This window comes from Chryseobacterium sp. 6424 (assembly GCF_003692615.1).
Lineage (GTDB): Bacteria > Bacteroidota > Bacteroidia > Flavobacteriales > Weeksellaceae > Kaistella.
Map to the genome: position 1 here is coordinate 1554409 of NZ_CP023540.1, position 22044 is coordinate 1576452.

Annotated in this window: 22 protein-coding genes; 6 read left to right on the forward strand and 16 right to left on the reverse strand. The window is 32.8% G+C overall.

What is annotated here, in order from left to right:
- Positions 1–24: 24 nt before the first annotated feature.
- Entirely contained in the window at positions 25–1032 is a 1008-nt protein-coding gene (locus tag CO230_RS07235) for a polyketide cyclase (RefSeq protein WP_228438067.1), read from the reverse strand.
- Between the two features lie 93 nt (positions 1033–1125).
- Positions 1126–2394 (reverse strand): glucose-1-phosphate adenylyltransferase, encoded by a 1269-nt coding sequence (locus tag CO230_RS07240; RefSeq protein WP_122027985.1) that lies wholly within the window; start codon positions 2392–2394, stop codon positions 1126–1128.
- A gap of 317 nt (positions 2395–2711) precedes the next feature.
- Between CO230_RS07240 and CO230_RS07245 the strand changes: the two genes are divergently transcribed.
- Complete coding sequence (locus tag CO230_RS07245) at positions 2712–4874, forward strand: outer membrane beta-barrel family protein (RefSeq protein ID WP_122027986.1); 2163 nt, start codon at positions 2712–2714, stop codon at positions 4872–4874.
- Between the two features lie 381 nt (positions 4875–5255).
- On the opposite strand, the gene CO230_RS12620 is transcribed toward CO230_RS07245, so the two are convergent.
- The 6 genes from CO230_RS12620 to CO230_RS12200 form a co-directional block, all read right to left on the reverse strand.
- Positions 5256–5528, reverse strand: a complete 273-nt coding sequence (locus CO230_RS12620) for a GIY-YIG nuclease family protein (RefSeq protein ID WP_122027987.1) — start codon at positions 5526–5528, stop codon at positions 5256–5258.
- Positions 5529–5994: 466 nt separating this feature from the next.
- Positions 5995–6816 carry an HU-CCDC81 and SPOR domain-containing protein gene (locus CO230_RS07255; protein ID WP_122027988.1) on the reverse strand — a complete coding sequence of 274 codons (822 nt, stop codon included), beginning with the start codon at positions 6814–6816 and terminating at the stop codon, positions 5995–5997.
- Entirely contained in the window at positions 6813–7697 is an 885-nt protein-coding gene (locus CO230_RS07260) for an AAA family ATPase (protein WP_122027989.1), read from the reverse strand. The genes CO230_RS07255 and CO230_RS07260 overlap by 4 nt, the downstream gene beginning before the upstream one ends.
- Before the next feature lie 2 nt (positions 7698–7699).
- Positions 7700–8209: a hypothetical protein gene (locus CO230_RS07265; RefSeq protein ID WP_122027990.1), complete on the reverse strand. Its 510-nt coding sequence runs from the start codon at positions 8207–8209 to the stop codon at positions 7700–7702.
- Between the two features lie 8 nt (positions 8210–8217).
- Positions 8218–9204, reverse strand: coding sequence for a CBASS oligonucleotide cyclase (locus CO230_RS07270; protein ID WP_122027991.1), 987 nt, complete (start codon positions 9202–9204; stop codon positions 8218–8220).
- Positions 9205–9453: 249 nt separating this feature from the next.
- The gene (locus CO230_RS12200) at positions 9454–9630 is read right to left on the reverse strand and encodes a hypothetical protein (protein WP_162989998.1); all 177 of its coding nucleotides are present in this window, start codon (positions 9628–9630) and stop codon (positions 9454–9456) included.
- Positions 9631–9796: 166 nt separating this feature from the next.
- Here CO230_RS12200 and CO230_RS07275 point away from each other — a divergent pair, with 166 nt between their 5' ends.
- The 5 genes from CO230_RS07275 (at position 9797) to CO230_RS07295 (ending at position 13867) form a co-directional block, all read left to right on the forward strand.
- The gene (locus CO230_RS07275) at positions 9797–10492 is read left to right on the forward strand and encodes an RNA polymerase subunit sigma (RefSeq protein ID WP_122027992.1); all 696 of its coding nucleotides are present in this window, start codon (positions 9797–9799) and stop codon (positions 10490–10492) included.
- Entirely contained in the window at positions 10479–10823 is a 345-nt protein-coding gene (locus CO230_RS07280) for a hypothetical protein (RefSeq protein WP_122027993.1), read from the forward strand. Before CO230_RS07275 ends, CO230_RS07280 begins: the two co-directional genes overlap by 14 nt.
- Positions 10816–11616: an ImmA/IrrE family metallo-endopeptidase gene (locus CO230_RS07285; RefSeq protein ID WP_122027994.1), complete on the forward strand. Its 801-nt coding sequence runs from the start codon at positions 10816–10818 to the stop codon at positions 11614–11616. Before CO230_RS07280 ends, CO230_RS07285 begins: the two co-directional genes overlap by 8 nt.
- 373 nt (positions 11617–11989) lie before the next feature.
- The gene (locus CO230_RS07290) at positions 11990–13012 is read left to right on the forward strand and encodes a hypothetical protein (RefSeq protein WP_122027995.1); all 1023 of its coding nucleotides are present in this window, start codon (positions 11990–11992) and stop codon (positions 13010–13012) included.
- A 15-nt stretch (positions 13013–13027) separates the two neighbouring features.
- Positions 13028–13867, forward strand: coding sequence for a hypothetical protein (locus CO230_RS07295; protein WP_122027996.1), 840 nt, complete (start codon positions 13028–13030; stop codon positions 13865–13867).
- Positions 13868–14221: 354 nt separating this feature from the next.
- On the opposite strand, the gene CO230_RS12625 is transcribed toward CO230_RS07295, so the two are convergent.
- From CO230_RS12625 to CO230_RS07335, 8 genes are read right to left on the reverse strand one after another with little or no spacing between them, the layout of a single operon-like run.
- Positions 14222–14578, reverse strand: coding sequence for a phospholipase D-like domain-containing protein (locus tag CO230_RS12625; RefSeq protein WP_122027998.1), 357 nt, complete (start codon positions 14576–14578; stop codon positions 14222–14224).
- Complete coding sequence (locus CO230_RS12205) at positions 14578–14724, reverse strand: hypothetical protein (protein WP_162989999.1); 147 nt, start codon at positions 14722–14724, stop codon at positions 14578–14580. The genes CO230_RS12625 and CO230_RS12205 overlap by 1 nt, the downstream gene beginning before the upstream one ends.
- Positions 14724–15560: a hypothetical protein gene (locus CO230_RS07310; RefSeq protein WP_122027999.1), complete on the reverse strand. Its 837-nt coding sequence runs from the start codon at positions 15558–15560 to the stop codon at positions 14724–14726. The genes CO230_RS12205 and CO230_RS07310 overlap by 1 nt, the downstream gene beginning before the upstream one ends.
- Complete coding sequence (locus tag CO230_RS07315) at positions 15557–17152, reverse strand: AAA family ATPase (RefSeq protein ID WP_122028000.1); 1596 nt, start codon at positions 17150–17152, stop codon at positions 15557–15559. The genes CO230_RS07310 and CO230_RS07315 overlap by 4 nt, the downstream gene beginning before the upstream one ends.
- Positions 17149–18765: a restriction endonuclease subunit S gene (locus tag CO230_RS07320; RefSeq protein WP_122028001.1), complete on the reverse strand. Its 1617-nt coding sequence runs from the start codon at positions 18763–18765 to the stop codon at positions 17149–17151. Before CO230_RS07320 ends, CO230_RS07315 begins: the two co-directional genes overlap by 4 nt.
- Positions 18762–20183, reverse strand: a complete 1422-nt coding sequence (locus tag CO230_RS07325) for an N-6 DNA methylase (protein ID WP_122028002.1) — start codon at positions 20181–20183, stop codon at positions 18762–18764. Before CO230_RS07325 ends, CO230_RS07320 begins: the two co-directional genes overlap by 4 nt.
- 13 nt (positions 20184–20196) lie before the next feature.
- A complete protein-coding gene (locus CO230_RS07330; protein WP_122028003.1) occupies positions 20197–21000 on the reverse strand; it encodes a nucleotidyl transferase AbiEii/AbiGii toxin family protein in 804 nt (267 codons plus the stop codon).
- Complete coding sequence (locus tag CO230_RS07335; protein WP_122028004.1) at positions 20997–21818, reverse strand: type IV toxin-antitoxin system AbiEi family antitoxin; 822 nt, start codon at positions 21816–21818, stop codon at positions 20997–20999. Before CO230_RS07335 ends, CO230_RS07330 begins: the two co-directional genes overlap by 4 nt.
- Positions 21819–22044 lie beyond the last annotated feature (226 nt).

Below are 22044 nucleotides of genomic sequence, written 5' to 3' on the forward strand. Positions count from 1 at the left end.
ATGATTATTAAAATGACCGGAAAATCACCGGAAAACGGGCAATGAGAATTTTATGAGCGTATGCCTTTCCTCCGTAGGGTTTTCCAGGAAAGTCTGGTGCAGTTCGCCGGTTCGTAAAGTGTCTTTTCTGGCTTTTGCAAGTAACTGTTGAATGGCCTTTGCACGCCCCGAATATGGTCCTTGATAATAAATAACATAGTTGCGCGACGGGTTTACCGTACGAAAGTTGAAATTATTATCGGAAATCCCCACTCTTTTCGAAATCGGGAAGCCATAAAAGTAGGAAACTTCCTTGTCTTTGTAATTATGCGCAGTGGTGATGAGTACCGGTTCACCAAACTCATCGTCTTTTTTTGCCAAGTCCATCTGAATGAAATTCAGTGTTTTATTATGATTCAGCACGATATTGCGGAACAGCACATCGCGGCCATTTTTTGTGGTGACATTAACGCCCAAAAGCAACTGCCCCTCGCGCTGTTCTACCATCACGCTGTCGAACTTCAGGTTTTCGCGCTGTTGCTCTTTCTGTACTTTATTACCCAGCATGGCGTGTAAGGCTTTCATGCTTCTGTCAATATTTCCTACGACATCTTCTTCCGAAAGAAATTCCAAAGAACGCTTCAGCCATGTCTGCTGTGGAATGTGAACCGCCCAGGTTACCGATGTGCTGTTACCTTGGGCTTTGAATTTAAGATCAATTAAAACAGGTTTTTCTTCGTAGCCACGATAAAGTTGGTAACGCAAAGTGTGTTTGGGATTGGCGTAACGCAGGAAAAACTCGCCAAAGACATCGTTGTTTTTCCGGTCCTGATAACGCATTGAACTGCCCTGCCCTTCGTACGGACTAAAAAAACTGAAGCTAAGATCTTTATTATCTGAAAAATAAGTATTCCACCGCGTGAAATGCTGTAGGTTTGAAAACTGCGGATATACCCGTTCAACCGGATAGTTGATCTGCTTCTGTATGGTAAAGGTCTCACTCTCCTCCACCCAGTTTGTTGATATGGCATATACGGCCAACAGTAAGATCATGGCAATAGTGCCAAATTTTATCCAGCGCATAAAGGCAAAAATACAAAATCTGAATAAAAAAACGGCAGCGAAGTGCTACCGTATAATCGATTGTTATGGAATGATGGTCCCTGGGGGAATAACTGCGTTCTTCTTGACGACTACAATGCCATCTTTAATGGAATATGTATCAAAATCGCCGTCTGGCAGGTCTTTACTTCCCAAAATCCGCACGTTGTCGCCAATGCTGCAGTTTTTATCAAGAATTGCCCGCTCAATGTAGCAGTATTTCCCTACACCGAGGTTGGGACAGCCATGCTGGTCGTTATTGACGATCTCATCGGTATTCTGGTAATAATCGGCGCCCATCATATAGGTGTTCACCAATGTACTGCCTTTATCGATGCGGCTACGGTTACCGACGATAGAATTCTCAATCTTATCGGCCATCACCACACAGCCATCACCAAATATAGCCTTGCTCACGTAAGAGCCTAGAATTTTAGACGGTGGCAACATCCTGGCGCGTGTATAGATTGGAGAATGCCCGAATAAATTAAATTTAGGCAAATCCTGCGTCAGTTCAAGGTTAGCGTCGAAGAAGGATTGTATGGTCCCAATGTCCGTCCAATACCCATCATATTGGAAACTCATTATCTTGTATTTGCCGATAGCGTTCGGGATGAGTTCACCACCGAAATCATCACCAGGATCGCTGTCAAATATTTTTTTGAGCATGTTACGGCTGAAAACATAGATCCCCATGGACGCCAGATATTCCTTTCCTTCAGACCTGCTTTTATCAGAAACTTCTGATTTCCATTCCCCAAGGATGTCTGGTGAAGGCTTCTCAACAAATGAAGTAATATTGCCGTCGTCATCAGCCTTCAAGATACCGAAACCCGGCGCGTCATGCGCATTCACCGGAATGGTCGCAATGGTGATATCGCTTTCATTGACGCAGTGATAATCTATCAGCTCACGGAAATCCATCTGATACAATTGGTCACCAGAAAGGATCAGGATATAATCATATTCATATTTGGTAAGATGCTTCATGGATTGCCGTACCGCATCGGCGGTGCCTTGGTACCACTTATCATTCTCAATATTCTGCTCGGCCGCCAAAATATCTACAAAACCACGGCTGAAGATATCAAAATGATAAGAATTTTTGATATGTGAATTTAAAGAAGCTGAATTAAACTGGGTTAGTACTAAAATTCGGTTAAAGCCAGAATTAAGACAGTTGGAAATCGGAATATCCACCAAACGGTATTTACCGGCGATAGGAACTGCGGGTTTGGAGCGTGAGTAAGTAAGTGGAAATAACCGCGAACCGCGGCCACCACCAAGCACAATAGAAATTACGCTGGGTTTCATAGTTCTTTTTTTAATGGGTTTATGTCTGAAACAGCCTTAAAGCCTTATAGATTTCTGCGTAAAAAGCCAATAATCATGGTCTGTATCAGTTGCTTTTCCCTATCAAATACAGCACCGAAATACTTTTGATAAGGTGATTTTTATCATTTTTCAGGCAGAAGCTATAAGTCTTTTTAACGGACCTCAGGCAGAACTGTTTGTAAAGCGTTAACAATAAGTCCTGTTATACCGATAATTTTTCATAAAGATATAAATAATTTACGCTATGTAACGCTTGAGCCTCTTTGGTTGTCTAATTAATATTAACTGATAATCAAATGAACAAAACTATTATTATCGCCGCACTGCTTTGTGGTGTGATTACCCAAGCGCAGGAAAGCAAGACTGATACTGCCAAAACTGAAAATATAAAAGAAGTGGTGGTGATCGCCCGCAAACCTACGATTGAGAATAAAGCCGACCGCACCGTTTTTAATGTGGCTAACAGCGCTATCCTCACCGGAAATTCTACTTGGGATGTACTGCGAATGACGCCCTTGGTGAATATTGATAATAATGATAACGTACAGGCAGAAGGCAGTAGCGTGACGGTGTACATTAACGACAGAAAATCGGTTTTTACAGGGAAGGAGCTGAAGGAATATCTAAAAACCATCCCTGCGGACAATCTTATGAAGATTGAAGTCATCACGACCCCGTCAGCGAAATATGAAACTCCCGGCGCCGTCATCAATATTGTTTTGAAAAAGAATGAAAATGAAGGCTTAAAGGGCAGTGTTACCATGAATAATTCGCAGAGTTCCAAAAACTCTCAGTCATCAAGCCTTAATCTCAATTATCACAGAAAAAAAATTACACAGTCGCTGAGCGCAAGCTTCAATAACAGTAATAGTTTGCAGAGTTCGTATAACGAGAACCTGATTTACGCGGACCGTTCGCTAACCAAAATTAATACCGTCAACAACAGCAACTGGCAATCGCCTTCCGCATCGTCCTCCACAGAGTTCGAACTTGATGATAAAAACAATATAGGACTGGTGATGCAATATTATGGCTCTGAAAGCACCGCAACTTCTGAGGCAAAAGGAGAATATTACCTAAACGATTTGCTACAAAACTATTACACTAAAAATGTAAACTCTAAAGGCCACAACCATTTTATCGGCAGCAATATTTTTTACAAATACTACGATAAGGAAAAGAACAAGATACTTGATTTGAACGCAGGCATCAACTACGAAAGCCGCGACAACAACAGCCTACACTCCACCATACTAAGTACACCAGCTTATGAGGATATAAAAACCCTTTCTGATGACCAAAACCGCGAATATTATCTGAAACTCGACTATTCACAACCTGTAGGAAAGGCTGGGGACCAACTTGAATTCGGTGGGAAAACAAGTTTCCGTAACAATGTAATGCCCTATGAATACTTTAATGATGTAAACAACAACTGGATCACTGACGCCACAAGAAGCAATACGTTTCATTACCTTGAAAACCTGAGTTCAGCCTATGCTAATTTCAGTAAGACTTTCTTTAAAAAATTTGAAACCCGCATCGGACTAAGGTATGAATACATCAATTTCACTGTAAAACAAGAGGTCGGAAATATCGAAAAGAAAGAGTCCTATGGGACGCTGCTGCCAGATTTATTGATAAAATATTCCTTCAACGAGAATTACAATATAACAGCTACATACAAACACAGCCTTTGGCGACCTTGGTACACTGAATTTAACCCGTTCCTGATGCCTGCAGAAAACGGAACCTATTACCGCGGAAATATGGAGCTACAGCCAAATCCTAACGACAGGTTCGGGCTGAAACTGGGACTATACAAGAAATACTTTATTGCGGCTAACTTTTCTACAACTAACCAAGATTACTGGACTTCTTACTCTATCGAAGACGGAAATACTATCCTGATGCCTACCACTTATTATGGGCGGGTAAATAATTACTCCGTTTATGCCAATACCAACCAAAGCTTCCTTAAAAACAAACTGAACATCAATCTTAATTTAGGAGTTTCATATACAGACAACAGCGATTTCAAGCAGCGAAATAATTTTGTGGGTATGAAGGAATATATCACCAACTTCAGTGGCTCTTCTAATTTTTCGTACACCAATCTTTTCAACAAAAACATCAACCTAAATGGCTGGGTGGGCGTACACTCCCAGAACTGGGGAAATTCGGTAGGTAATAAAATGAACGTGTTTCACAGCATCGGCGCCACTAAGATCTTCCCCAAAACACAAATGGAAGCCGGCATCCGCCTGAATAACATCTTCCGCAGACCCGGAAACGATTTTGTCAGCTATTCCCCGATCGGCGCCTTCAAAAATGTAGGAAAATGGGACTGGTACGGGCTAAATGTATCGTTTGTGAAACGGTTCGGCAATCAAAAAGTAAAAGAAAGCACCAAACAAAATGTAGAAAAAGAAAGCGGCGGCGGAAAAAGCAATAATTAGCCGATAACCACCATAAAATTATTTAAGCTCTTTAGATTGTTTTATCTAAAGGGCTTTATATTACTTTCCCTCGCCTTTCGGATTGGTAATTCCTGTTTTTCTGAAATTCGGTATCCTTTTTTTCAAGGAACACCACTTTCAGGAAGATATTTTTTGTACACTGCGCAAATACCAAAACGGGACAGAAATCTAAAAAAAGGGGTCTTTTTCAGTTTAGCAAAAAAATTGGGACACCGAATTGGACATCTGATCCTTGCGTTATATTGCCGTATTATGCATTTTGCAAAAAAGAAAAACCCTCTGAATACACAAGATTCAAAGGGTTTTTGTAGCAATTTATGCTTTTGCAAAGCGATCCGGACGGGACTCGAACCCGTCTCGTCATGCATGACGAGATGACAGGGCGGCATTATAACCACTGATTAATTTTAGAATGGAGGTCCTGTTCAGTCGTTTTAAGCGTTTCTCCTCTATTAGGGCCTCCTTCTTGGTTTGATAAGCTGCTGTATAAACAATTTTCCAGTCACGTGCGGAAGAGGTGAATTTATGTAAGCCTTTCAGATGATATTCGAGACGTTGAGATACATCTGTTGAAAATCCCTTGTTATAGACATCTAATTCTGCCGAATACAATATGTAAACAAAATAAGGCATATACAAAAAAATCTCCCCAAGTAAGGGAGATTTTGCGATCCGGACGGGACTTAATTTATTTTCGTAAATGCCCTATCCATCATCTTTATGCTGCTTTGGCTTTTAACAGGTCACTAAATAGGTCACTGAAAATATACCAATAAGAGCGTCGTTTTCAATGGTGCAAATATAGGTCTTTTTTTAGTTTTACCAAAAAAAAGACAATTTTTCAAGACTAAATTTCACTAAAACACAGACTTTCAAAGACAAAAAATTCCTCTCCATATTTTTCATTCTTAAAATAATAATCATGATAACAAAAATTGTCAATTATATATTTGAATAAACGAAATTAAAAAACTAGGAAATTACTTTTGTGCTAATCTGGTTTATATTTGATAAATTGTAAAAATTTAATTAAGTAAATTCAATGCAATTACCTCCTAATGATTACGTACTATGTCATAAAAATCAACAGTTGATGTTTTTATTTACTCCATTTTAAGTTTTGTGCATACTTTGTATGTGGCCCAATTTCATGCGGAAAAGATTTCGACCCGGTCTCATGCCCTAGTGTTTGAATAACTTCATCTGTAACCCAAATGTAATTTTCAGATGTTTTACTCTTTAAATCTTTAAGTAATGGCATTTGCTCATCATTAATTACTAAGTCAAAAACTTCATAAATAAAAAGACCTTTACCTCCCATATCCAGATCAATTATAGGTGATTGAATTTTTTTCTTAAACTTGTAGTCGATGTATCTAAAAGGCCTCCACTCTAAAATTTCTGTCGCAATTAATTCTTCACAAAATTCTCTCCAAGGCGAAATCTCACGATCCTCTTTTGAATCGAACCATTTAAGAAATTTAATTAGATTTTTACCTTTTACATGAACACGGAGATCATTTTTTGCTATTCCTTTTTCAGTTTCAAATTTTCTATCAGGTCTAACATCTAATTCTTCGAATATTTTTTCACAGCCAGGTAACGTTTTATAACAACCACCCACAGGCTGAAAATATTTTCTTGTTCTGCTTTTAACAAGTAAGTATTCATTTTCAACTTTTATTCTATACAGATATGAAATAGAAACACGAACATCAGTATTTTTTAATAAAACCTTTGACTGGAAATAAAACCCAAGTCTATTGTAGTTTTCATATACAAAAGTTACAATGAAGGTAAGTAAAGTGATATATCCCGTGGTGGAATATTTAGATTCTGTCCAGTTTCCTTTTTCGATATATCCTCCAACGATTAGAATAACAGACAGAATTATTTGTAGAAAGATAGGTCCTTTTTTCATACAATTTTGGGGCTTGGATTAAGTTTTTTAATTGTCTCGGCAACAGTTTCAAAATCTAAAGCTTTATCCGGGAAACATTTTGCAACAGCTTCTGGCAATATTCTTAATCTTATATCTGAAAAAGAAAAAGAAAGTCCATTGTTCGATTCCTCTCCTGACAGGTTAGCCAATTCCTCTAACTGCTTATCTGTAATTTCAACACCAGCGAGAGAGGTTTTAAAAAGAAGCACTCTTTCCTCAAAGGTGGGACGCTCAAATTCTAAAATAATTGCCGCCCTTCTCACAATAGCTTCATCAAGAAAATGCAATCTGTTTGTCGACATAAACAATATTGCTCGCCCATTTAGTTCACGAATTTCATCAATTTTTTGAATCAATGTATTTACAGCTGCTTTTTCTTCCTGATGCATCTGCATAGTAGATCGTGTTGAAGCAATTGCATCTGCTTCGTCAATTAGTAAAAATGCTATTCTTTTCTTACCTGCTTGGGTTTTTAGTTCAGCAAATGCATCATTTACTAAATTGCCCATTTGCCCATGAAGACCTTCTCCTCTTACTCTAGTACTCAGTTTTAGAAAAAAGCCCTCCTTTTTTAATTCTCTAAGCATTCTATCCGCAATAGCTTCTGCAGAAACAGTTTTACCAGTTCCCGCATCACCTGTTAATATAATTAAAGGATATTTCTCTTTGAGTTGTGAGATTACGGGTAGTTCCGTTTTGTGGAATTTCTTACTCCACTCAACTAGACCTTCCTGATCCAACAATAGTTTTAAGTTTGAGAATATCCTACTATACTTGTCTTCAAAACCTATTAAGTGTTTAGCTCTTTCTGCAATTTCTCTGCTAGGAAGTTCTGTTATATTATCGAAAATTGTGCTCATATTTATTTGAAATTCTTTTTTTGTAATTCATATCCATTGCTTGCGTACAACTGTGCGTCTGACTGTTGTAGATGTGGAAAATTAGTATTAATATCTGTACTCCCCCAACTCAGTTTTAATTCCTTTTGAAAATTTGCTTTGTCTTCAAAAGTTAAGCTCCTCCATTTCTGAGTATGAGATAATATGATTGATAGTGAAGTGTTATCAGTATCTGGCCAATCATTATTTTTCCCAGCACGTTCGCTATCGGTTGCATCACCTAAATCATTTACAATAAATTTAGCTGCTTTCACAGGTAAACCCGTATTAGTATTAATCAAGGTTATACTTACTGATTGTAAATAATATTTTTCTGCAAATTTGAGCACATCATGGAAAACCTTATCTACATATTCCATTGTCCACTTATTAGTGCGTCTGGCAATTGTTCTGATATCTGCCTCACAGCTTTCAAATGTTTTTCGTATATCAAGGACAGTATAAGTATTGGTTTTTGTATTTGTTCCGTACATAGTTTAATTTATTTAATGTTAAAGGTTGGGCCGAAGACGCTTTTCCATTCTTGTATAGTATCTCCTTCATTATTTCTTGCTTGAGCAAAGTTCAAAGTATCAAATGCCTCTTCAGCCTCTTCAATAATTTCGTTCCATCTTGGTTTGGTCATTCTCTTTGCAACATTGTTTTCCTTATTAGTGTTGTCTGCTACATAAATAGCTGAATCGTATTGCGACGGAACACTACGAATGGAATCTTGAAAAATAATTTCGGGAAATTCAGTTGAACTTACAAATTCAAAAAACCGAATGATTCCTTCTTCGATATTTGTTTGGATTCCTTTATTTATGTCAAGATAGGCAACAATCAATTCAATCGTAAAAGAAGATAATCCTGGTTCATTATCAGAAGGTTTTAATTCTTTGTAATTTCTCCACCATTTTATAGCTCTTACAATTGAAGTGTAAGCAGAATTTTCCTGTCTTCTGTTAAGTGAAAAACTTAACTGTTTGGAAATACTGGTAATATACTTTTTACCATTTCCGTGTCTGCTGGGTTGCCATACATAATCCTTTGGTGTGCTTAATGGGACTACAGGAACAATATCAACACTTAATCCTGAGCCTGAAAAATAAATGGTTACCGACTTTGTATTTCCAGCAGCATCCACATCTTTAGAAATGTCTTTTTGTGGATAAATTTCTTTCAAATATTCTACAATAAAATCAAAAAGCTTCCCAATATCATTATGGATATCTTCATCACCAGTAACAAAAAGCACAAGATCAATATCTATGGGATGGTCTCCTGTAGGCTTCAAAATCGTATGCTTTTTCCACGAACCAGCAAGAAGATATTTCTCAACCTTTAATCCGTGTCTGTCATCTTCAGCAATTTTTTTATCTAATTTTTCTTTTAGGTTGTTTACCTGATCTCTATACTTGCCCATGTTTTCAGGCTGCAGTTTGATTTTACTAATAAAAAACTGTAAATCTTTGTCTGATAATTTCATTTTTTTGTTTATTAAATTTATTACATCAAACTTTTCTCCTACAATCGTAGTAATGACAAACTGTCATAAAAGTCTGATTTTAATATAAATAGAGCCAAATGTAATTTTATTTTTCAAAAATATATTACGGAAATCCGTAAGCATATTATAATCTTTTAAAGAACTACACCTCTTTCTCATTTATATAATGATATTAAAAATTGGTAAACTCCAAGTATCATTTTTAGGATACCTGGAGCTTAAATGGAGTTACTTTTCCTTGGTAACTCCTTTGAAGGGAGTGTTACTAGAAGTTTTTACATCCATAAATCTACCTGTAGCAGTATCGCGTTTCACCCAAGAATCTGTTTGTGGATTGTAGGTTTGGGAACGCCCCTTAACTGCTCCGTTTCTGTGACCGTCTCCAGCCGGTTTGTTAGTTGCCATAATTAGTATGCATTTTTTCCTTTAACATTCTAGGCCATAAAGGAATTGACCATTGAAAAAACTTCAAACATATACTAATTCCATTAGAAAGATTATTTTAACTTTGAAGTATATGAGCCTATCCACTCATATACTAATTCCATTAGTAATGCTTTTTGGTATATAGATGAATGTAGAACAAAAAAAAACCGATGAAATAGTTTTTGAGACATTACCCAGTGATGAGCTTATAGATTATATTTCTTTTAAAGAAGAATATCCTGAAGAAGCTGCTGCAGCGTTTACTGAGTTTTGTAGTAGGTTTGAAAGAGATATTTTGCAAAAAGCAGAAATATATTGTAATAAATTTAATTACAGTGAGGTTGTTGCACTTGAAATAGCAACTTGTGCTTTTGCCCGCGTTTGGAAATATCACTCTTTTAATAAAAGTAAAGCCAAGTATCCGGATGATATTGATCGGTCGATTTTGTTATGGCTTTATCCAATAGTATATACTCAATTGGTAAAATATGGAGATCTAAATACCTGTGCGGAACCTGATGAAGACGATTTATCAATTGTAGAGAATATTGATGATCTAATTTCTTTAACAGTAGGAGACGACGATATACAAAAGAAAAGAGAGCTGAAAATTAGATTAGAAATCATTGAGAGAGCTATTCTAGGTTTATCTGAAAAACATAAGATTGTGTATCTTACATATAAAGCTTACGAAAATACCGGAAAAAAAAATATACCAAGGTCGGTGGGTAAAAAATTGAGAGACAGATTGAATTTAGTTCAAAATTCAATTCAGGTTTATAAAAAAGAAGCTAACGATCACATTAATAACTATCTAAAAGCTTTCAATGGGAATAGATAAAAAATATATAGGAAAGGTTACAGAGACTAACCTTGATGATTGGTTACACTCAACAGGTTTTTTATTTCCTCAGACTAAAACTCAGATAGAGAGGTTTAATAAACTTTATGAAGATTATGATTTTAAGTTGAAAAACACAGGTATTAATGTCAAATCAATTATTGATGGTTCTTTTTGCGTTGAAAAAGAATCAAAAATTATATCAATTGACACAAACCTAAGTCATGAAATAGAAAGTTTGAAAATGGTCGCCAGAAAAGGGCAAAGCAATATTTCTCAAAGCGTCTTTGACAAAATGAAAGAGAATCAGAAAAAGAAGAAAGGTGATTGATAGCAGTTCCTTATCAAAAATTAAAAAGATTGCTGGGTCCATTAGTGGAAATTTCAATACTGAAAAAATAATTCCATTACATCTTATTGCAGAATCTGAGGACATTGAGGTGTTTTATGACCATTATGACAAAGGGACTTTTGATGGAATGACTGTATATGATGATAATGAATTTTATATTCATATTAATATAGATAATCATAATAGGTTTAATTCTCCACGTTCTAGATTTACACTAGCTCACGAACTTGGACACTATTTTATAGACACACATCGCGTTGGGCTAAAACTGGGAATTTTAGAACCTCATCCCTCGAAAATTGACAAGGTTCAATTCGATAAAATTGAAAGAGAAGCAGATTATTTTGCGGCTTGTCTCTTAATGCCGGAAGAATCTTTTCAACGAGATTTATGGAAGAGAAAAAAATTTAGTTTTAAAGTAATTGATGAGTTAAGCAAGGAATATAATGTTAGTAAAACTTCATGTGCACTCAGATTTGCAGAAATAGGAAACCATCCTATCAAAATAGTTTATGCTGAGAATGGATTTGTGAAATGGCAAAAAAACAGTCAGGGCTTCCCTTTCTGGAACTTACTTAATGATAAAAAAGTTCCTGAAGGTTTAGCTATGGCTGATTATTTTAATAATGTAAAAACTTCAATTGAAAATCCAGAAGAAATTTTTGCTATAGATTGCTTTGAAGGTGTAAAATCTGAAGATTCCAGAAGAATTTTTTATGAACATTGTATAGTGTATGAAAATTGTGCACTAAGTATTATTTGGGAAGATTAAATATTCCTTAAATTGAAAAATTCAATCTAAATACACTTTATACATTATAGTAAATATTCAAAATTTTAATCTAAAGTTATCATAGATAAATTAGAAGTAAATCAAGTGACTATCTATTCGAAGTAAAATTATATTTTAATAAAAATCAACTCTATTCCTTTCATAGAATTAAACTGGATAGAGTATCAAATAAATAATATTTGGTAACTACATCCAAATATTTCAATTATCTAACGATGCGGTGTAAAAACTTCTTCTTTCCTTTTGATTTTAATGGTTTTATATGTGATCGGAAAAATAAAAACAAATATTGGTACTTTGAATATCTTAACAAGAGAAAAAACAATTAAACATCTGATTTACGGTGAGTGAAATGTCCGATTTTAAAAAGAATTATTTTAAGCATCTTGAAGAAGAAGCCACGGCGATATTGAAAGAAAATCAAAATATTATATCTGCATTTATCAACTTTGCACAATCAAAGAATATTGATTTGACTGAGCACGAATTTAAGTATAGTCAGGTATCAGGAATAACCGTTAACTCAAAAAATTTATTCTTAAAATTTAACGAAGATATTATACCTGACAAAGATGGTTTATTAGATTACAAATATCTCAATTCAAAATTTAAAAAACACGTCTTTAGTGATGGATATTTTTTTGCTGACAATTACATAATTATGGCTGACTATTTATTTAGACGAGCATACTCTCCCCATAATGGTTTTCAACCAAGATTTATTGAAAAATTTTGGAGAATGGATCCTGCGGATTATGATGAAATAAAAATTAGATTGGATGTTGATAATTTAAAAATAGATATACAAGATTCTTCCCTATTAGAACTTGATACTTGGTATGGTGCAACTTTTAATCAAGATGTTGGGAAAATTTCCGATCAAGTAGTTAAACTGAGACCTTCTTATGATTTTGACGATTTTGATATATCTTCATTATTCGGAGGTACTTATTCCGTAGACGTTAAGTGGTCTTCATCACAAAATATTAAAACTTTTCAGGCAGAGGAATTTAAAACAGAAAGTATTAATTTGACAATTGCTGAAGAATTATACTTCCCAGTTCGCTATGTTCATGCAGAATTTGATATGAATACAAATACTTTCAGACACTTTGATGGTGCATTCCATTTCTACACAGAACAAGAGTATTATCAAAGAAGAGATTCAGATCTCAACTACAATAAAAAGGAATACTCTCAAATTAAATCGAGATCAAAAAAATTATTTAAAATTAATGGTCAAATTTCAACTGAAACTTTTGTAGATCTCACAAGTCATTTTTTCTCAAAAAATCCTCTGATATATGAGTACTTTACCGGTCAATACCCTCAACATATAAAAGATGTTTTAGAGAAAATAAGAAATAATAATTAGTAACACTTGTAAAATATGAAATGTTGGATCTGTCAAATTAACGAAGCAAATTCGGAGGAACATAAATTTAAGGCATCTGATATAAGACGCCAATTTGGTAAATCTTTTGACGCTGTTTATTATGACGGAGAAAAGCTATACCCTTTTAATTCTCCAAAAGATAAACTGATTAAATTCCCAAAAATCATTTGTATTGATTGTAATAACAACAAGGCGAGAAATGCTGATGATGCCTACACTATATTTTTTGAGAATATAGACAAAATCAACAATATGATTGAGCAAACAGGACATATCAATTATAACGAGATTTTTCCGAGTAATTGGAAATCTTCAAAAATTGACATACATCGTTATTTTGCAAAGCACGCAGGATGTAAAATAATGACTAGCAATTTTGTCGATCAAGTGGATATTTCTCAGCTTCGATTATTTATATTGGGTAAAGAAAATGTTCCTAATTTTTATGTCAGAATTTTTCTCAACGAGATTACAAAAGAATTTACTGAACAACTTAAAATAAATCCTCGTGATAAATACCGGAGTAATATAGCATTTGGATCAACAATCTATGTTGGAGAAAGTAATGATATTGGTTTTGCAGGGAGCATTATCAATGGTTCGTTACGAATAGAATGGTATTATGGAAATCAAAATCACTTTAATAGAAGTATTGACTTTAGTACAGAATCAGATTTTGTTAAAAAAGTCAATATTGAGGATTACTATCCTAAAGCTTTCACCGATTTTATTAACGAAGACTTTTTTTCATATTTAAATTTTGGAAAATATCATTTGAATGAAGAACTTCTTAAAAACCATTATCGAACTATGTTTAGATTCTTATATTATTAATGAATGAGTCGGGTCTATTAATAGATTTATCACCATTTGAATATTTAGATATTTCAGCTTTTGATTTTCCGTAATGAAGCCAAATTGAATTAATATAATTTCCACTATATTTATTAAAAAAATGACGGCTAACAATTTCGCGAGAATTATGATGACAAAATAAGTCAGACATACCAAAATTTTTGAATTGAGGATATATTATTTCATGAACAACTTTAAATTTATCATGAATTTTTTTTCTAGTATGCATTAAATCAGCACTGTTGATTTTATGATATCTTTCTTCAAAAATTTTGTGTTCTGACGCTGAAAAGAACTGCCCTGCATCTTCTCCAATTTCAGAATTTAAATCGATTACTGCCTTTTCAATAAATTTATATTTAGTTTTATGTGACTATACATTGTTTTATATTTTTCAATAAAATCCTGAGTAATAATGTAACCTCTCTCGTAATGTTCATTAAACCATTTTAATAATTTCACACATTCTGCCTGATCATTTACTTGAAAATTCATTTCAACATTTTTTTCAAGACCCCAATTAGTTGTATTTGATGAGCCAATATAGGCAACATATGAATTGTCTAGTTTTTGAAAAATATAAACTTTAGGATGAAAAGTAAAATTTGTTTGATATACTCTCGCATTAATGTTTAGATTGTCTAATAGTGAATCAAAAACTATTGGATCTGTTGCTAAATCAATACCAATTAAAAATACTGTTCAGTATTTTTAGAAATATTTTTTTGAATAAAACTCCAACCATTATTGCTTATCATAGCTGTTGCAACCCAAAAAGATTTAGCATCTATTAGTTCAGATTTGATTTTTGATTTTATATTAGTTTCAATTATCATTAAGCAGCCATTCTAATTTTATTTTTTTCAATACAGGCAAGTGCAACAGCCGAAAATTCAGCATTTTTAGATATCATTTCGCGTAAATCTTGCCGAATATTTGCAATACGTTCTTCATCTCTTGATGTTCTATGAGCTTTTCTAAAAATTTCTCTTAAATCATCAATCTTTCTTTGGCAATAATTCCATACAACTTGACGAGCCTCTTTTAATGGAGTGTGGTTCAAATGATATATATCAATAGAAATTTTTGCTCGTTGAAAATTCCATGGTTCTTCTTCTTCAGAAACAGATGGAATAGCTATACCTTCTTCCGTGAAAAACAATAAATCAGGATCATTTGGATTAATAGGATCAAGCAATAGAATAATTTCATCATCAATTTCATCAATACAAGTTGCTGCATTACATCCTTCACGTAATGGAAAGAAAGAACCTTTTCCATAGGATTTTTTATCAACAGAATGTTTATCTTTTCGTAATCTATTAGAGTATATAGAACTAAGTCGGTAGTTTTTCCATTCATAAGCTAACCACCAATAACCATCTCGAACTATCTTTTTTCCATTAATATTAATTTGTAAAGCTTCCATTTTTGGCCGAAAGTGATCCACATCCATATCTGACATCACCTCTTGTGCTTCAGAGTACCAACACTTATTGTTTGATAGTTTTTTTAATTGAACTAACAAATCCTGCCAAATTGGATTGTCTTTAAATATTTTTACTCTTTCTTCTTTTGACTTATCAACAAGTTGAACGCTAAGATCTTTTGCTCTTTCTAACCATCCATCTGGTAAAAGACTCTCCACTTCTAAAATGTTAATAGTTCTCATTTTTTTGATTCTTTTAAAATATCTTCTAAAATTGAAAATGCTAGCTCATTTTGTTTTATGCGTTCATCTTCATTTAAAGGTATTTGTTGAAATTCTTTTAATACTGACAATTTTTCAACAAATAGATTATATAGTGGGTCACGTGTAAACTTATTAAAACCTGCTTTTTCAAAAAATTCTGAATACTTTTCTAAACTTATTTTTTGAGTTGAAGTCAATGTTCCTTGTTGTTCAAGAACTTCTAATTTACGGTATTCATTAAGTTCATTTTGTGTTTCTGGTCCTAGTGTTGTGGATAATCCAAAAATTGGACTCATTAAAACTCCTGCAACACCTAATCCTTTAGGATCAAAATCTGGTTCTAGAGCTTCTGTTTTTACAAATTCTTTACCTTCCTCGTCAACAAACTTATTTGTTTGGAAAATACGAATTTCTTCTTTTGTCAAATCACCTATAACTAAAGGATCATGCGTAGTCATTATTATTTGAGAACGATCATTTTTATCAACAATATTTTGCAATAAACTCATGTATTTCCATTTCCAAAGCGGATTCAAATGAGTATCAGGTTCATCTAAAAGAAATAAAGACTCTTTTTCTTTTGTAAAGCGAATTAGACCTAATACAGTCAACAATTGTTGCTCTCCTTCAGATAATTCCTTAAAAGTTATGTTACCATCAATATTTCGTTTTTTAACTTTGATTCTAACTTCTTGTATCAAATCAGATACATATGTACTCTCCAATATTTTGAAAAATAGAGAATGGTTTGAATATTTATCTGCAAGCTCTTGCAATTTAGTTTCGTTTGAGACATATAGATACATTTGCTGTTGAGAAGTTCGTTTAACAAAATCGACTCTCACGGTTTCTGTGGTTACAATTGGCGCCATAGATATTTTCCAAAGGTCCTCTAAAAAACTTCTAACTAATCCTCTTGCACCCCAAAAATCTTCGGGATTTTTATTACGGAGCCAATTAGGTTCTTTAAAAACAAACAGCACCGACTCAAGTCCAGTTATATCAAGATATTCACTAAGAAATTCTTGAATTTGAGAATCACTAAAGGAGAAAAACGACATTAACACAAAATGGCTATGTATATTTCTAGCATAAAATAGTTTTCTAATTGGATGATCAATTCCCTTTAATAAATCATCTCTAAAACGGATTTGGTGTCTATCAAAATATTCTAAAAGACGATTACTTATTCCCGAATAATAAGAAAAAACGTGTTTTGGCAAATAACTATCTTTATCTTCTTTGAACAACTTTTTCGATAAAGGTTTGGATTGATACTCTATAGTACTATTTTCTTCTTTACCTAAATATAATTGATATGTTCCTTTAACATTTGGTCCGCCAATTGCTTTTATGTAATTACCACTACATCTGTATTCTATCTGATAATTAAATGTTGTTTCTCGTTCATGATCAAGATCTCTGAAAATTAAAACAATGGCTTCTATGAAATTTGATTTTCCAGCAGCGTTTTGACCCAATAGAACAGTATGTAACTTTGTTTCATTTATATCAATTGAGAAGTTGCGAAGATTTTTAAAATCTTCTATAAAAACTTTATCTATTTTCATATTATTTCTAAGTATCCTTTTTCATTATTAACTTCTCGAATAGTTTTATCTATTTCAATCTTTTCTTTTAAATCAGCATAAAATTTATCTAAACTATTCCCAATGTCTGTATCATCATGATGCTCTGACATTTTCCAAAGATCTTCAGCGTGAAGCTTTCCATTTTCTTTTAATAGGGTTACTAAATCCATATTTTCTGTTTTACTATTGAATTTTATTACTCTCTGATTTCTTATTCTTATTTTAGCTAAAGAAGATTTATTCGAAATTTGATTTTTTTCATCACCTAATATGTTTACTAAAAAAGATTGAAATAGTTTGTTGGACTTATCTTTATTTGAAGAAATCTCTAGCTCAATCTTTTCACAATTAGAATGTAATTGGTTAGTAATTTTTACAATCTCTGTTTGCTCATTCAGCGGAGGAAGAGGAACTAATATGCTCTTAAGTTTACTTCCCGAAAAATTTGCTTGGTTCGTCTGAGCTATGATTAATGGTTCGATTTGGCTTTCTCTACATGTAGGAGAAATAATGTAATTATTTATATACTCTGAATTTAAAAAATCATTAAAAAGAGAAACTTTTATTAAGTATGAAGCTAAAGTATATTTATTATTCTCTTTATCAAATACTGCACTTTTTCCAACTAGATCATAGCTATTTGTTCTATTAAAGACTAAATCACCATTTTCTAAAAAAAGTTTAGGTAAATCTTTATGTTCTGGAGAGATATATTTCAAATTATTAAAAATCAATTTCCCATCAGAAGTTACATTTCCCATTCGTAAGACAGGCACATTATTTGTGTTGTCATCTGTTTTTTGTGATGTACCATAGGCCATAAATTTTATTATTTCACCAAATCTTATCCAAGACCAACTGGCAGGAATTTTAAAAGGAATTTCATTTGGTTTTATTGGTGCAAGAGACTTTTCTTTTTTTAATATATTCTCCTGAATGAGTTTTTCTTTTTCAATTTTTATTTTTTCTAATAATTTTTTTGAAACTTCAACACTTGAATTCTCATTTCTCCAATTCGAAGATAACTTTCCACTAACACCATCATTTAATATTGATTGACGAAGCTTAATTAGATTCTCCTCTTGTAGTTGTATTTCTTTAACTAATTTTTGATTATTAAACTCTGCTTTTTCAATTTCATATAAAACTGTCTTTTGTTCTTCTTTAGTTGGTAAATAGATATCCAAATCAAAAAGTTGTTTAGGTTGGATTCGTTTTGAACCAACACCTTTAGCTAAGTTTTCAAGCATTAAGTAAAAATCACCTTTCCTAAAGAAGTAATAAATCCACTCTGGATAGCAGGAATCATTAATATCAAAAGCTGGTATATCTGAACTAGATTCATATCCGTCCAATTCATCTGGTACAATTCCAAAAGCACCTTTATGCAAATTTTGTTTGCCATAAATAAATTGGCCTGCTTTACGAATATAATATTTAGTAGCTCCTTTTTTATCTTTGGTAACAGGTCTTTTTTCAACGCCTAATACGTTTAATTTTACCCTTATACGATTATCTGTACTTGGTTTTTCAGAGAGAACTTTAGATTCCGTTAAAAGAGTTCCTAATTTTACTTTTGGCCAGTTTTTCATAGAAATGCTTTTTTGATTTCATTTAATAATTCACTGCTTTTATGAAAAGAGGTTTCTAAAATTGATATCAATTCTTGAGTTGAATATAATTTTTCTTGTTCTAAAACATTAGTGTTTTTAATATCTAAATTGAAATTTCTACTTATAATTTCCTTAAAAGGAACTTTCCATGCATATTCAGTCTCATTTCTATTAAACCACCATTTTTTGATATCATCAAAATGACTAATGTCAATTGGTCTTGAAGCACTATAGTTTTTTATTTCCTCTGGATATGGCATTTCATAATACCACGTTTCTTTAGTTGCTTTTCCTTTTTCAAAAAAAAGTATATTCGTTTTAATAGCAGTATAAGGATTGAAAACTCCATTTGGTAACCTAATAATTGTATGTAGATTACATGTTCTTAAAAGTTCTTCTTTTATTCTAGTTTTTACACCCTCGCCAAATAATGATCCATCAGGTAAAACAACAGCCGCTCTTCCATTTTTCTTTAAAATTTTAATAATTAATGCTAAGAATAAATCTGCTGTTTCTTTTGTTCTAAATTCTTCTGGAAAATTTTTTTCAATTCCATTTTCTTCTTGACCTCCAAAAGGAGGATTTGACAAGACGATATTTACCAAGTCATTATTTTTCCAACTATCATATTTAACTGACAATAAATTACCTTTAGTTATTGCGGGCTTTTCTATGCCATGAAGCATTAAATTTGTTGTGCAAAGTAAATGAGGTAGTGGTTTTTTCTCAATACCTCTTATTGAGTTTTGAACTATTAATGCTGTTTCATCAAAATCTTTTTGTTTTGATAAATTTACCAAAGAACAAGTTAAAAAACCTCCTGTTCCACATGCTGGATCAAGTATGCTTTCACCAATTTGAGGATTAATCATATCAACCATAAATTGAGTTACAGCTCTAGGAGTATAATACTCACCTGAAGAACCTGCACTTTGTAGTTCTTTTAATATTGTTTCATAAATATCATTAAAAACATGCCTATCCTTGTTATTTTTAGAAAAGTCAATTTTATTAATTTCATTTATAACTTGACGGAAAAGATTACCACTTTTCATATAGTTATAAGTGTCATTAAAGACTGATTTTATTATTACTGATTGGTCTGTGTCTGTAGGTTCAATTGTTTTTAGTACTGGAAATAATTCTTCATTAATAAAACTAATTAGTTCATCTCCTGTTAAACCATTCTCATCAGCAGCCCAGTTTTGCCATTTTAATTTTTCAGGAATTGGACTTTTGTATTCTTTTCTTGAAATTTTCCATTCTTCTTCTTTATCTGCAAAAATTTTCATAAAAAGCATCCATACCATTTGTGAAATACGTTGTGCATCACCATCAACGCCTTCGTCTTTTCTCATTATGTTTCTTATGGATCTTATTATACTTGTTGTATTCATTACTATTTGTTTGTTATTTCATCCAATTTTTAATCTTTCTGCTGACTTCTCTTTCAACTTGTTCGAAATCAGGTAAATCTTTGATTTGGTCACTCATAGATTTTTGCCAACGGGCTTTATATTGTGGTAATTTTTGTTCTAATTTATTGTGGAAATCTTCCGGCTTTAATTCTTTGCTCAAGCATTTGTTCCGGAACTCATTTGTAAAATATTCTACATTCATTTCTTCCACCTCTACTAAATACCAAATGTCATAATAGTCTCTTGGTTGAGTACGTTGCATAATACATCGCAATTTTTCAACCAGAAGCTCTTCTAAAGGATAACATAAAAGTTCATAGTCTTCTAAATCAGAATATTCTATGAATACCTTTTTTACTAAAGGTTCAAATTCTAACTTTTCACTTCTTGAAATGTCTACTTTTACTTTTTTATTGTTTCCAAAACCGCCTAAAGGACCAACATAACCAATGTAAAAGTTAATCCCTCCATCTTCATGCTCGTTATCATCAATTATTTCCAATGGAATATTGGCTTCATCCTTAATTTCTTCGAAAGTTTCTTTGAACCAGTTAAAAATTTGCTCATTTGTTATGTCATTATCCAACAATGTAAAATCTAAATCTTCTGAGAAACGATAGTCTTCAAAATATACTTTCTTTAATACGGTTCCGCCTTTGAAAACCAGCATTTTTGCTAGTTGTTCGTGATTTGCAATACCCCAAAGGATCCAAGATAGTAGGTAGTCTTTTTCGATTTGCTGGTCGCGAACTCCGACTTGGTTTGCTCTCTTTTGTATTTCGCCTGGCTTGATCATGTGAACATGGCTGATTTAATGGTTTCAGTATCTAAATTTTGTTGAATACTCCAACGGCTGTTTCTTTTTCCTGTCTTTGGTAATTCGGTATCTAGAACTACATAGGAAGCTGTTTTTAGTTTTTGAAGTTCTTCAATGATTACTGTTTCAATTTCAAAGAGTTCTAAAAGATATCCTAATCTTTTAACTACCGCTTGCGAATTGAATTTTATAGCATACTCTAAAAGTTTATTGTAATCTAATTTTTCTTTTGTGCTGTATATTGCTCTTGCTACTTCCACAATTCCTCCAGCATAATCTGGTTTGAATAGACAATCTACTATTGTTTTTTCAATGTCGGAACATAACACTTTATTGAAATCATCAATCCATATTTTCTTTTCTCCGAAGAAATGGTTTTCATTATGGTAAATAAACTGGAAGGTTATGTTTTTGATTTTTACTTCAGAAGGTCTGATTTGTTTTGCAACCACAATTTGTTCTTTTAATGATGGTTGTGTTATCAAATTATGGATTTGTAAAGCTGAATAATATCCTATGTAATGTTTGGCTTCTTTTACTAAGTATTTTACAAGCAAATGCCAATCGGGCATAAAAGTTTCCGGGTTTTCTTCATAAGGAATAATATAATACACGCCATCTCTAATTCTCATCAACAACCCTCTGGAAGTCATATCACTGAGTAATTTCCTAACCGTATTTTCTTTTGAATTAGATAAAACTCTTAAAGCATCTTTATATTCAAAACAAACTTTATTTTTGTTATTAAAAAAAGAAAGAATTTCATTAGATTGTGTTGAAGTATTCTTATGTTTCATAGTTAAATTAAGAGAATTAAGCTCACTACAATGATACAAAATATAATGATTAGTTAATAAATTATTTTCTCTAAAATTACTTTCTATATCAATATTGGGAGCTATAAACTCACATACAAGATATGGAACATCTTTTTTATGCCTTAAATAAATCAAATTAAAAGAACTTTATATTAATTACAATCATTGTAGAAATATTTAGTAGTTTTTTCTACCTACGCTATCT